Here is a 13,244-nt window from a genome sequence, read left to right on the forward strand (position 1 = left end):
CATAATATGAAATTATTAAAATTAATAGTTTTGTTTTTATTTTTATCATCAATAGTTTTAGGAAAAACCTTAAAAGAATTAAATCCTATTTTTTCTAAAGAAGCAGGATTTTACGATACACCTTTTTATTTAGAATTATCTTCAAATGTAAAAAATGCAAAAATATATTATACTTTAGATGGTTCTGAACCTATACCTGGAGAAAAAAATACATATTTATACAATAAACCAATTGAAATAAAATCAAGAGAAAATGAAAAAAATGTTTTTTCAAATATAAAAACATCAATTTTTTGGAATCCTCCTAAAGGGTTAGTTTTCAAGGGTACTATTATTAGAGCAAGAGCTTTTTTAGGAGATAACAAAAGCAAAATAATTACAAAAACATATTTTATTGCTCCAAAAAATAAGTATTCTTTTATTGTGATTTCTGTTGTAACAGATCCTGAAAATTTATTTGATTATGAAAAGGGAATTTATGTTTTAGGTAAAACATTTGAAGAAGATAAATATAATTCAGAAGAGTTTAAAGGGAATTTTCATCAAAATGGTAAAGAATGGGAAAGAGAAGCTCATATTGAATTTTTTGAAAATGGAAATTTAGTATATGAGGATGATATGGGTATAAGAATACATGGAGGTTTTACAGCAACATTTCCGTTAAAATCATTAAGATTATATGCTAGAGATAAATATGGAAAAAAGAAAATAGAATATCCTGTTTTTCCTAATAATTTTGATGTCAATGGAAAATTAATAAAAAAATATGATAAATTGATTTTAAGAAATGGTGGAAATGATTTTGAAATTACTATTTTTAGAGATGCTTTTGTTCATGAGTTATTAAAAAATATGAATTTTGACATACAAGCATTTAGACCAGCAATTCATTTTATTAATGGTGAATATTGGGGGATAATTAATTTAAGGGAAAGATATGATGATGATTACTTAGAAGAACATTATAAGTTAAATAAAAAGGATATAGTTATTTTAGAAGCTACTGATGATCCAGAAAATAAAATACATTATGAAGTTGATGAAGGAGAAAAAGGAGATGAAAAATCTTTTTTAGAATTAAAAAGATTTATAGTGAATTACGATATGAGTATTCCTCAAAATTATGAGTATGTAAAATCTAGAATAGATATAGATAATTATATAAATTATGTAGTTTCTGAAATATATATTGATAATAGGGATTGGCCTGGAAATAACGTAAGATTATGGAGAAAAAAACAAAATTTTTCCCAAGAATATAGCCATGATGGGAAATGGAGATTCATGCTTTTTGATACCGATAATTCACTATTTCTATATGATTATAATACAATAAAGCATGCCATTGATGGAAATCCAAATGTGGTTTTTCCAAATCCAATTTGGTCAACTGAAATGTTAAAGAATCTATTAGATAATAATGATTTTAGAAATAAATTTTTAAATACCTTTATGGATCATATAAATACAACTTTTTTATATGATAACACAACAAAATTGATTGATAAATTTAAAGAATTATATATCTCTGAAATAAAAGAACATATAAATAGGTGGAATTTTCCTAAATCTTTAGAATATTGGATAGATAATGTTGAATATATGAAAGAATTTTTTAGGCAAAGACCAAAATATATAATTAAATATTTAGAAGAATATTTCAATATAAAATCAAAGTCTATTTTTTTACAAGAATTTATAGGCGGGCATATAAAAATTAATTCAGTATATTATTTTAAATCTCAAGAAATAGTTTATTTTAATAACATACCTATTCATTTGTCAGCTGTTAATGAAAATGGATATGAATTTAAATACTGGATTATTAATGGTAAAAAAGTTGAAAATAAAGATTTATTGATTAATCCTAAAAATGTGAATACTATTAAACTTGTATTTGAAAAAGAGTGATATAGTGGAATTAATAAATAAATACTATAGATATGAGTTAAAATATTTGATAAATATACATGATTATTATATTATAAAAAATAAATTAATAAATTCGATGACATTGGATCCAAATGCAGATAAAAATGGTTTTTATCATATAAGAAGTTTGTATTTTGATGATTTTTTAAATTCCGCATATTATGATAAAATAAATGGTGTAATGAACAGGTATAAATATAGAATTAGATTTTATAATCTAATTTTAGCTACAATCAAACTTGAAAAAAAGATAAAAAAAGGTAATTTTTCTACTAAAATAGATTATAGAATATTCATGGATGATTTTTATAATATTATCAATAACAATTATGAATATTTATTAGACTATAAAAATGAAATTTTAAGCGAATTTTATTTACTATTGAAATATAAAGGTTTACATCCCGTCATTATTGTTGATTATGAAAGAGAAGCATATTTTTTTGATAGTGTAAGAATTACTTTTGATAAGAATTTAAGATCTAGTAATAGAGTCAGTGATATTTTTAATAAAGATATACAAATGATAAATATTTTAGAAAATAATAAAATAATATTAGAAGTTAAATATCAAAAATTTATACCTTCTTTTATAAAAAATATTATTCAAAATTCAAGAAGCGCTATAGCTATTTCAAAATATATTTTATGTAGAAGTATATATATGTGAGGTGAATGATGAATATATTATTAAAAGATTTATACAATATTTTTTTAGAACAATTTAAGACTAATATACCATTGTCACAAATTTTGTTTTCTTTAATACTTTCTTTTTTTGAAGGATTGATAATTTATATTGTATATAAAAAAACTTATCAAGGAGTTGTATATGTAAAATCATTTAATGTTTCATTGGTAATTTTAACGTTAATAACATCTATGATAATATCAGCAATTAGTTCTAATTTTGTACTTTCTTTTGGAATGGTAGGTGCTTTAAGTATTGTTAGATTTAGAACGGCCATAAAAGATCCATTAGATACAGTTTATATGTTTTGGGCTATTTCTATAGGATTAGTAAATGGCGGCGGATTTTATTTATTAGGATTTATAGGTACTATTTTTATCTCTATAATTATTTTATTTTTAATTAAATTTCATAGATTTTCTACACCTTATTTGCTAATAATAAGTTTTAATAATATAGAAAATGAAGAAAAAATAGATAATTTTATAAAATCTAATTTTTCAAAGTACAAGGTAAGATCAAAAATAATAAATGATATAATTGAAATTACATATGAAATCAAATTAAAAGATTCAAAAATAATTAATGATTTAAAAGAAATAGCAGAAATAGAAAAAATTACCTTAATAAGTTATAGTGGTGATTATATAGAAACAGTATAACCCTTCCATATTTAGGAAGGGTTATTTTTTAATATAATTATTTTTCCTTTTGCCATTTAAAAAATATTCCTGCAAGTGGAGGCAAGGTTAAATTTATTGAATAATTTCTCCCATGAAAAGGTATTTTTTCCGTGTATAATCCTCCCATATTTCCAAGGTTGCTTCCCCAATAAATTTCAGAATCTGTATTCAATATTTCTTTATAAAATCCTTCTCTTGGAACGCCTATTCTGTAATTATATCTTACAACAGGTGTGAAATTAAAAATAGCTACAATTAATTCATCAGGATCTTTTCCTTTTCTTACAAAAGAAATAACGCTATTTTCAGCATCGTTATAATCTATCCATTCAAAACCATCAGGAGAATGATCCAATTCGTATAATGCGGGATTTTCCCTATATATTTTATTTAAATCAGTTATTAATTGTAACATTTTTTTATGTGAATCAAAATCTAATAAATTCCAATCTAATGACTTTTTACAACTCCATTCGTTAAACTGAGCAATATCATTTCCCATAAATAGAAGTTTTTTACCAGGATGTGCAAACATATATGAATAAAATAATCTTAAGTTTGCAAATTTTTGCCAATAATCTCCAGGCATTTTGTTTATCATTGATCCTTTTCCATGTACAACTTCATCATGAGATAAAACTAAGATATAATTTTCAGAATAAGCATAAACCATAGAAAAAGTTAATTCGTCTTGATGAAACTTTCTATATAAAGGATCCCGTTCAATATATCTTAAAGAATCGTTCATCCATCCCATGTTCCATTTCATTGAAAAACCTAAACCACCAAAATCAACAGGTTTAGATACACCAGGCCAAGATGTGGACTCTTCTGCGATAGTTAAAATACCTGGGAAATATTGGTGAGTTACAGTATTAAAATATTTTAAAAATTCAATTGCTTCAAGATTTTCTCTCCCCCCATATACATTTGGTACCCATTCTCCATCTTTTCTACTAAAATCTAAATATAACATAGAGGCTACCGCATCAACTCTTAGCCCATCAATATGAAATTTATCTAACCAATAAAGAGCATTAGAAATTAAAAAGTTTTTTACTTCATTTCTCCCATAATTAAAAATATAAGTTCCCCAATCAGGATGTTCTCCAAGGCGTGGATCCATATGCTCATATAAAGCAGTGCCATCAAATTTGCCAAGCCCGTGAGCATCTTTTGGGAAATGGCCTGGAACCCAATCCAAAATTACACCTATATTATTTTGATGCATATAATCTACAAAATACATAAAGTCTTCAGGTTTTCCATATCTACTTGTAGGAGAAAAATATCCAGTAACTTGATATCCCCATGATTCATCTAAAGGATGTTCCAAGATTGGTAATATTTCAATATGAGTGTATTTGTGTTTTTTTACATAATCAACTAATTCATGTGCTAATTCCCTATAATTCATAAATTCATCATCATTTTTCTTTTTCCAGGATCCTAAATGTACTTCATATATGGAAATAGGTTTTTCAAACCAATTAGTTTCTCTTCTTTTTTTCATCCATTTATTATCTTTCCATTCATATTTTTTGTGAAAATCATAAACAATTGAAGCGTTTTTGGGTCTTAATTCAGTATAAAATGCATATGGATCAGCTTTTACCAAAAGCTCATTATTTTTTGTCTTTATTTCAAATTTATAAATATCCCCTTCTTGAACAAGAGGAATAAATATTTCCCATACCCCAGAAGATCCTAAAACTCTCATTTGGTGTACTCTTCCATCCCAATTATTAAAATTTCCTATTACACTTACCCTTTTTGCGTTAGGAGCCCATACAGCAAAATATGTACCTTTAGTTCCATCAATTTCCATTGGATGAGCTCCCAATTTTTCATATATTTTATGATTGTTTCCTTCATTAAAGAGATATAAGTCGTAATCAGTTAAGATTGGTAAGAAACTATAGGGGTCTCTTGAACTCCATATATTTCCTTCTTTATCGGTATATATAAACTCATATTTGAAAAAAGTCTTTCTTTTTAAAACTCTTTCAAATAAACCATCAGGATGAATTTTCTTCATTTTATATTTTCTTTTTGTTTTAGTGTCTAGATTCACAATTTCAATATTTTCTGCGAAAGGATGAAATGTTCTAATAACAACTTCATTTTCTTTTAATTTATGAATTCCTAATATTGAAAAGGGATCATGATGTTCGGCATTAACAATTTTTATCATTTCTTCATTTAGCATTGTACTCACGTCTCCACCCCCTATGTTTATATAAAAAAAAAGAGATTTTTAAAGTTTATCGCTTTTATTTAATTATAACATAATTTTTTTCTCTGTCAAGAGGAATAATTACTCTTTTAGTATAAATTATATATTAAAGAAAGAAATATAATAAAAGGATAGTTTGCTGAAGGTAGAACGAAGCTGAAAATAATTTAATATTCAATATATTTAATTATTTTTTGATATAACATATCTAGATAAATTACAGCATATAGTATAGATCCTCTAATAGTAATTAAATCCCAATCAGAAAAATATGTTTCTTCATTTCTTTTATTACCTAAATAAAAATAAGAAATTAAATCAAAATTTCTTTCACCTATGTTTTCATCACCAATGTTTGGTATTTCAAGAAAGTTTGCGTCAATAAGAATATGAGTTAAACCAAATGATAAAGCATATATATTACCATTATTATCTAATTCAGCTCTAAAGGATCCAGGGAAAAATCTAGATTCTTTCATTATTATAGACAAAATTAATTCTATTGGTATATGATTTAATTTAATAATATTTGGATACAATTCAGAAGATGTATAATGTAATCTTTTTAATTCAATATTTGAATTAACATAAGTATATACTATATCAACTAAAAATTCAGAATATTTTTTTATATCAGAATCATTTAAAGCCTTATCTTTATAAAAGTAATCAAACCATTGTTTGAAGGTTGAAGATGAGAAATAGTATTCTTTTATCTTTTTATATACTCTATCTACTAAGAAATTTCGTTTTTCAAATAAATCAATTATTTTGGGGTTTAAATAAAAAAAATTTATATCAGAATTTACTGGTATTTTTTCATCAAAGTAATCTATTAAAAATACTTCTGAAGAATTATTATTAAAATGATTTTCTGTTATATTTTTTATATAATTTTTAATATCTGGATCATAATGTGGATCATTATCTATATTTTTTGTTTTAATAGTGTTATTTATTTCACCAGTAAAATATTTATAAAACTCTAATACATCATCATCATATTTATAATTAATATCGTTAGATAATTCTTTTAGTTCTTCAAAATTATAATTTCCACCCTTATTGTAACCAGTAGCAATTAAACGAATTAACAAATTTTTCTGATTATTTGTTAAATCAGAAAAATTTGTATCTTCTATTATATTATTATTTTTAATGCATGAAGACAAAATAATAATTACAAAAAAAAATATTAAAATTAATTTCATTTTCATAATATCATTCCTTATATAAAATAGGATCATTAATTCTTATTTTTTTAAATATTCCTTAAATATTTCTATTTTTTTTTTATCAATTTTTTTAATATCACCTGGGTTTTTAACTTCATCAATTGTCCAAGGACCAAATTTTATTCTTTTTAATTTCATTACATTATATCCTAAAGATTTAAACATTAATCTAATCTGTCTTTTTTTACCCTCATGTATACTTAAAGTAATTTCAGAATATTTTCCTTTTTTTTGAACTTTCTCAATTCTTGCAGGTTGAGTTTTATATCCGCCTTCAATTATAATTCCTTCTTCTAATTTTTTTAAATCTTCCTTTTTTATAAATTTATTTAATAATACTTTATATGTCTTATATATTTTATGCTTAGGATGTAATAATAAATTAGCTAAATCCCCATCATTAGTTAATAACATTAATCCAGAAGTGTTATAGTCTAATCTCCCAACATGAAAAACTTTTTCCTTTATTTTTGATTCAATTAGATCTGATATGGTTTTCCTTCCTCTATCATCTTTTAAGGCAGATAAATATCCCACCGGTTTGTGGATTAAATAATATACATAATTATTGATTTTAGTTAGAAATTTTTTAACCAATATTTTTTCCCCATGAATTTCGATTATATCTTCTTCAACAATTTTAAACCAAGGTTCTCTTATAATTTCACCATTAACTTTCACTTTTCCTGAAATAATTAAATTACCTATTTCTCTCCTTGAGCCTTTACCTATTTTCTGAAGAAATGTTTGAAGCTTTATCAATTTTAGCACCTCTTAATTCATTTATAGTTTTTTCTGGTAATAATTCAAAAAATATTTCTGATAAATCATATAAATATCTATTTTTTGAATTTTCTTTTCTTCTTTTTATTATTAATCCCATTTCTAATAATTTTTTTATTTGGTGGTAAGATGATTTTCCTCTAGATTTTTCTATTTCTGTAGTAGATGATGGACCGTTTAACAATAATATAGCTAATATTTCAAATTGTGATTCAGTTAAAGAAAAAACTCTAGGTTTAGGATTTAAAATAGATTTAATTTCATTTTTTATTGTAAATCTATATTTTCCTTCAAAGTTTTCTAATTCTATACCATGTATTTCAGAATTATAATGTTCCCATATTTTTATAAGAACAGAATTTATTTTTTCTTCTGTTTCGTTTAATTTTTCAGCTATTTCTTTTGCAGAAAAACCATTAGTTTTTGAAAAAAGCATTGCTTCTATAATAGGCATAAGATGCTTATCCTGCACTTGTTGACACCTCTTCATTGTTTTTTATAAATTCGTAGTTTTCATTAATGATATGTAAACCATTTCTTACCAAAACTAATGATGCGAGAAAATATACTATAAAAGTTAGTCTTCTCTTGTCAGATATAATATATAAATCTTTTAAAGTAAATCTATCTTTGTTTTTTAGTTTTTCGATAGCTTCTTCTACAGTAAATCCTTCTCTTAATATTTCTAATTTTTGCTGTATTTGGATATAGTCTTGCATATAAAGTTCTAATTGTTCATATATTTTATTTTTATCAAATCGTGATGATTTTATTTTTACAGGTTTCTTGGTAGAATTTTTTCCAAAATCTTTTTGTAATTTTTCGATAGCTTCTTTTATTTTTTCATAATCTTCAATAATATTATAAAGTGTATTTCTCTCTCGGGTAAATTCTTTATCCTCTTCTGAACGCGGTAATAGTTCTTTGGATTTTAATAATGTTAAGTAAGAAGCAATTCTTAAAAATTCTCCAATATCATCAAGATTATCAAAATTTTTTTCAATATAGTTATTGAATATATCAGCAATTTTTGAGACAGATAATAATTTAACAGGTATTTTTTTTTCTTTAATAAGCTGAACTAAAACCTCAAAAGGGCCAGAAAATATATCTAATTCAATTTTTAAATCTGAAAACATAATTTTTCACCACCTAAGATTCATAGCCTCCCGAACTTCTTCTAAAGTTTTTTTAGCAACATAAGAGGCTTTTTTATTTCCTTCGTGGATAACATTTAAAACATCAGTATCAGAAATTTTTGCATATTTTTCCCAAATTGGTTTTAATTGTTCTTCCATGTTTTTTAATAAAACCTTTTTACACTGAACACAGCCTATTTCAGCATTTTTACAACCATTTACTACCCAATTTAGTTCTTCTTCATTATGCGTAAATGCTTTATGATAATCCCAAACTGGACATTTTTCAGGATCTCCTGGGTCAGTTCTTCTCATTCTAGCAGGATCTGTCATCATAGGCATAATCTTTTTCTTTAAACTGTCTGAATTTTCATCTATCATTATAATATTCCCATAACTTTTAGACATTTTCCTTCCATCAGTTCCAGGCAATTTGGGAATTCTTGTTATAATTGGTTCGGGTTCAGGAAAAACTTCTTTATACAAATTATTAAATCTTCTAGCTATTTCTCTGCTTAGTTCAATATGATAAACCTGATCTTCACCAACAGGTACTCCGGTAGCTTTATATATTAAAATATCAGCTGTTTGTAAAACAGGGTAAGTTAAAAATCCTGCTGTAGATAAATCTCTGTTTGATAAATTTTCTTTTAATTCTTTGTAGGTAGGAATTCTTTCTAAACGACTTACAGAAACAAGCATATTAAATAATAAATATAGTTCAGCATGTTCTTTAATTGCAGATTGTACAAAAACAACAGATTTTTCAGGATCAATTCCAGCCGCTAAATATCCTCTGACTATATCAAGAGTAGATTGATATATTTTATCGCTTTCTTCTTTATGAGTAGTTAAAGCGTGCCAATCAGCAACAAAAAAATAAGTTTCATGACCATCATCTTGAAGTTTTTTCCAATCTTCTAAAACTAAAATATGCCCTAAATGTAATTTTCCTGTTGCACGCATACCACTTAATATTCTCACTTAAATTCCTCCTTTATCTTTATACTTTTTACTTTTTATATTTTAACACATTTTATAGTATATCTGATTAAGATTATACCATCATTACTAGATTATACAATAAATTTAAAATTTGACATTAGTTATAAAATGCTTTATAATAAAGATGCAATTAAATTATTTGATTAAATTTATTTTGAGGAGGTATTTAAATGTCAGAAAAATCGCAAAGAAGAGGTTCAACAAATTTCATTATAATAGCATTAATATTTATAGCAGGAATTAGTGTAATAAATATTTTTATGGCGAAAAATGCTAGAGTTGATTTTGACATAGTGAAAAATGATAATTATTATTATATTCAGGACAATGAAAATGTTATTATGTTATCTGAAGTTAGTGTACAAGCTAAAGATGAGAAATCATATAATAATTTATTATCCAGTTATAAAAAACCAGATTCAGAAAAACGAAAAGTATATGAAGATTTTATAAATAATTTAACAAAAAAAACTGGGAGACAATTTGAATTAATAAGTGTCCAATCCACAGTTTCAGTAAGTGATGGTTATATAATAAATGTAATAGAAAAATCTCAAATTAAAGGCTTTGTACAAAAACTTGATGGCAATAAATACGAATTTTCTTTGCCGGATCAAAAAATTAATTTAAATAATGCTACTTTATATATTTATAAACCTGAAAATTGGGAATTTATTGAAGTTATTCCAAATCCTAGTGAAATTAATGAAAATTATTTATTATGGAAAAATACAGGAGAAATACAATTTCCTAAAATTACTCTAGAAAGGAAATGAAAATGGTAACTTTTATTATTTTTATATGGTTAATTATTTTATCAATAGTTTCATTAATTAATCTTTCTTTATTAATATCCTTATGGAGAAAATTTAATAATTTTTCTATATCAATTGATTCATCGATAGAAGATCAATCTAATACTTTGCTTGCTAGATTTCAAAAAATAACTTCTTCAAGGCTACGAGCGTTAGATAACAAGATAGAAATTTTAGATCAATTGATAAAAGATGCAGATGAAGCATATATGAAATCTTTTTCAATGCTAACAGATTTAGAAAAGAAAAATGATGAGTTAAAAAGAATTAAAACATTTGAAAGAGTAAAAAAAGAAAAGTCACATTTTTCGTCAGTTGATTCTGAGAAAATAGAAATTCCAGAGCCAATAAATCGTAAAGAAAAGAAAAATGTGAGGAATGAATATTATTATCTTCAAAATAGTTTTAAAAATTCAAATTCTTCAGATATTCAAAATGAATCAAAAGAAGAAAAAAATAAAAGTCCTGAACAAATCTTAAAAGAAAAAATTATCGAATATTATAATAAAGGTATGAGCATAAATGAAATAGCAAAAATGTTAGATAAGGGGTCTGGTGAAATAAAATTAATAATAGATTTATATTATAAAAATCATAATTAATAAAAAATTTTTAATAAAATATAATAGTAGAATAATGCGTGTAACAACTAATGTTGCTGCTTTTTATAATGTGGGGTGAGATAATGCTTTATTTAATATTAATATCATTTATATTTGGTTTTATTTTAGGAATAGGAAAAAAATTAAAAATTTTAAAAAAATGGAATATTGTTACTATTATAACAGTGTTATTGTTATTCTTTATGGGTTTTGAACTAGGTTCAGATAAAAATCTTATAAAACAACTTTCTGAAATAGGTTATCTTTCATTTATAATAGCATTTTTTGCAATTATAGGTAGTGCATTATTACCAACTATTTATGAGAAACTTTTTTTAAATCGAGATGATGAAAAATGATATTATTAATATCTTCTGTAGTTGCTGGTATAATAAGCGGATATTTTATTAATATTAATATTCCTGATAACTTAATTACACTATTGCTTATGGCACTTGTTTTTTCTGTAGGTGTTGATATAGGCTCAGAAGAAAAAATTCTTTTAAAATTAAAAATCAGTTTAAAAATAATTTTTATTCAATCGTTCTTAGTAATTATAGGGAGTCTTGTTTTTGGAGGTTTCGTTTCGTTTTTTACACAATTAAATTTTAAAGAAGCCATGGGAGCAGCTGCGGGAATGGGATGGTATTCACTTTCAGGTGTTATGATAAGTTCAATATATTCTCCATTTCTTGGTGCTGTAGCTTTTTTATCGAATGTTTTTAGGGAAATTTTGGGAATTCTTTTTATACCACTATATGTTAAAATTTCTCAACATGGAGCTATTGGAATAGCAGGGGCTCCATCAATGGATACACTTCTTGGAATAGTTTCTAAGAGCGTAAATAGAGATAAAGTACTTATAAGTTTTGGTCAGGGAGTAATACTTTCTGTTGTAATTCCAATTTTAATTACACTTATTTTTTAAATCAAAAATCCTTTTATAATATTACAATATAAGTGAGATTTTTCCAAAAATGCTGCATGTCCTGCATTTTCTATAACAATCAAATCAAAATTTATTAATTTTTCATTTATATATTTCATGTCTGCAATAGGAGTTAAAATATCTTCTTCTGCTGCGATTAGTAATGTTTCATTTTTAATTTTTTCCAATTCGTCACTTATATCAAAATTTATATTAGATGATGCTAATCTATAGAAACTATCAAACCACTCTTTAGTTAATAATTCTTTGAATAATTTTCTTCTATTCATTAACCATTTTAAATTATCATTATAAAATGTTTTCGAGTAAATATAAGGTAAAGCCAAATCAAAAAATTTTTCTCCATCATACATTTTAGCAGCTATTTTCCATGATTCTCCAATCGAAGCTAAAAAGTTATCAACTTTATAAGTAGTATTAGATAAAATTAACTTTTTAATATATTGTGGAAATTTTAAAGCAAATAATTCAGCAACTTGACCGCCATAAGATAAACCTAATAAATTTACACTTTCTAAATTTAGGTGTTTAATGAGATGATATAAATCTTCTACATGAATGGAAATATTATATCCTTCTTTCAACTTACTTGATTTTCCCTGATCCCTTATATCATATACTATTACTTTAAAATATTTTTTTAAAACTTCTACATGTTCCTTCCAGCTTATAGTACTCATCATTATTCCGTTTAATAGTATTAATGGTTCTCCATCTCCACGAACCTCGTAATAAATACCTGATTTATCAAACATGTGAATCACCTCTCATTTTTTTAAATATTATATCGTAAAAATTAAATATTTACAAAATAGAAATATTGCAATTTTTATATGTAAAATCAAATATTTTGCTTAGATTACAAATAATAAAACGTAAACTAACATAAATATATTTTTTATTATTTGTAAAAAGAGTTAAAATGAGAAGTGATTCATAATTTATGAGAAGTGATTCATATTAAAAGGAGGACAAGATAATGAGATTAGAGGGTAAAGTATGCATAGTAACAGGAGGAGCAAGAGGGATAGGAAGAGCAATGGTAGAAAAATTTGCAAAAGAAGGAGCAAAAAAAGTATATGCATGTGATTTAAATGAAGAAGCATTAAAAGAAATAGAAGAAAAATATAATAATGTAAAAGGATATAAATTAGATGTAACAGATAGAGAAGGA

The 13,244-nt window shown here is 24.5% G+C and carries 15 protein-coding genes; 8 read left to right on the top strand and 7 right to left on the bottom strand.

Annotation, left to right across the window (positions count from 1 at the left end):
• The first annotated feature begins 6 nt into the window (after positions 1-6).
• From ACYQ44_RS05870 to ACYQ44_RS05880, 3 genes are read left to right on the top strand one after another with little or no spacing between them, the layout of a single operon-like run.
• Entirely contained in the window at positions 7-1,911 is a 1,905-nt protein-coding gene (locus tag ACYQ44_RS05870; protein ID WP_459995924.1) for a CotH kinase family protein, read from the top strand.
• Between the two features lie 4 nt (positions 1,912-1,915).
• On the top strand, positions 1,916-2,602 hold the full coding sequence (locus tag ACYQ44_RS05875; RefSeq protein WP_459995926.1) for a polyphosphate polymerase domain-containing protein: 687 nt from the start codon (positions 1,916-1,918) through the stop codon (positions 2,600-2,602).
• A gap of 8 nt (positions 2,603-2,610) precedes the next feature.
• The gene (locus ACYQ44_RS05880) at positions 2,611-3,285 is read left to right on the top strand and encodes a DUF4956 domain-containing protein (RefSeq protein ID WP_459995927.1); all 675 of its coding nucleotides are present in this window, start codon (positions 2,611-2,613) and stop codon (positions 3,283-3,285) included.
• Positions 3,286-3,322: 37 nt separating this feature from the next.
• Here ACYQ44_RS05880 and glgB read toward each other — a convergent pair whose 3' ends face one another.
• The 6 genes from glgB to trpS all read right to left on the bottom strand — a co-directional run bounded on the left by glgB (position 3,323) and on the right by trpS (position 9,683).
• The gene (gene glgB, locus ACYQ44_RS05885) at positions 3,323-5,524 is read right to left on the bottom strand and encodes a 1,4-alpha-glucan branching protein GlgB (RefSeq protein ID WP_459995928.1); all 2,202 of its coding nucleotides are present in this window, start codon (positions 5,522-5,524) and stop codon (positions 3,323-3,325) included.
• Positions 5,525-5,709: 185 nt separating this feature from the next.
• Positions 5,710-6,759 carry a hypothetical protein gene (locus tag ACYQ44_RS05890; protein ID WP_459995929.1) on the bottom strand — a complete coding sequence of 350 codons (1,050 nt, stop codon included), beginning with the start codon at positions 6,757-6,759 and terminating at the stop codon, positions 5,710-5,712.
• 36 nt (positions 6,760-6,795) lie between these two features.
• Positions 6,796-7,539: a pseudouridine synthase gene (locus tag ACYQ44_RS05895; RefSeq protein ID WP_459995930.1), complete on the bottom strand. Its 744-nt coding sequence runs from the start codon at positions 7,537-7,539 to the stop codon at positions 6,796-6,798.
• Positions 7,502-8,032: an SMC-Scp complex subunit ScpB gene (gene scpB, locus ACYQ44_RS05900; protein WP_459995931.1), complete on the bottom strand. Its 531-nt coding sequence runs from the start codon at positions 8,030-8,032 to the stop codon at positions 7,502-7,504. The genes ACYQ44_RS05895 and scpB overlap by 38 nt, the downstream gene beginning before the upstream one ends.
• Positions 8,022-8,699: a segregation and condensation protein A gene (locus tag ACYQ44_RS05905; protein ID WP_459995932.1), complete on the bottom strand. Its 678-nt coding sequence runs from the start codon at positions 8,697-8,699 to the stop codon at positions 8,022-8,024. The genes scpB and ACYQ44_RS05905 overlap by 11 nt, the downstream gene beginning before the upstream one ends.
• Positions 8,700-8,705: 6 nt before the next feature.
• Entirely contained in the window at positions 8,706-9,683 is a 978-nt protein-coding gene (gene trpS / locus ACYQ44_RS05910; RefSeq protein WP_459995933.1) for a tryptophan--tRNA ligase, read from the bottom strand.
• A gap of 191 nt (positions 9,684-9,874) precedes the next feature.
• On the opposite strand from trpS, the gene ACYQ44_RS05915 reads away from it, so the two are divergent.
• The 4 genes from ACYQ44_RS05915 (at position 9,875) to ACYQ44_RS05930 (ending at position 12,049) form a co-directional block, all read left to right on the top strand.
• Positions 9,875-10,480, top strand: coding sequence for a DUF4897 domain-containing protein (locus ACYQ44_RS05915; RefSeq protein WP_459995934.1), 606 nt, complete (start codon positions 9,875-9,877; stop codon positions 10,478-10,480).
• Positions 10,477-11,121 (top strand): DUF6115 domain-containing protein, encoded by a 645-nt coding sequence (locus ACYQ44_RS05920; RefSeq protein WP_459995935.1) that lies wholly within the window; start codon positions 10,477-10,479, stop codon positions 11,119-11,121. The genes ACYQ44_RS05915 and ACYQ44_RS05920 overlap by 4 nt, the downstream gene beginning before the upstream one ends.
• A gap of 83 nt (positions 11,122-11,204) precedes the next feature.
• The gene (locus ACYQ44_RS05925; protein ID WP_459995937.1) at positions 11,205-11,480 is read left to right on the top strand and encodes a LysO family transporter; all 276 of its coding nucleotides are present in this window, start codon (positions 11,205-11,207) and stop codon (positions 11,478-11,480) included.
• Positions 11,477-12,049, top strand: a complete 573-nt coding sequence (locus ACYQ44_RS05930) for a LysO family transporter (RefSeq protein ID WP_459995939.1) — start codon at positions 11,477-11,479, stop codon at positions 12,047-12,049. Before ACYQ44_RS05925 ends, ACYQ44_RS05930 begins: the two co-directional genes overlap by 4 nt.
• Here the strand turns inward: ACYQ44_RS05930 and ACYQ44_RS05935 are convergent.
• Entirely contained in the window at positions 12,046-12,825 is a 780-nt protein-coding gene (locus ACYQ44_RS05935; protein ID WP_459995941.1) for an alpha/beta fold hydrolase, read from the bottom strand. The genes ACYQ44_RS05930 and ACYQ44_RS05935 overlap by 4 nt on opposite strands.
• 224 nt (positions 12,826-13,049) lie before the next feature.
• Here ACYQ44_RS05935 and ACYQ44_RS05940 point away from each other — a divergent pair.
• Positions 13,050-13,244: SDR family NAD(P)-dependent oxidoreductase (locus ACYQ44_RS05940; protein ID WP_459995942.1), on the top strand; the 195-nt coding region annotated here is incomplete at its 3' end.

The sequence above is a fragment of the Marinitoga arctica genome (assembly GCF_054657315.1).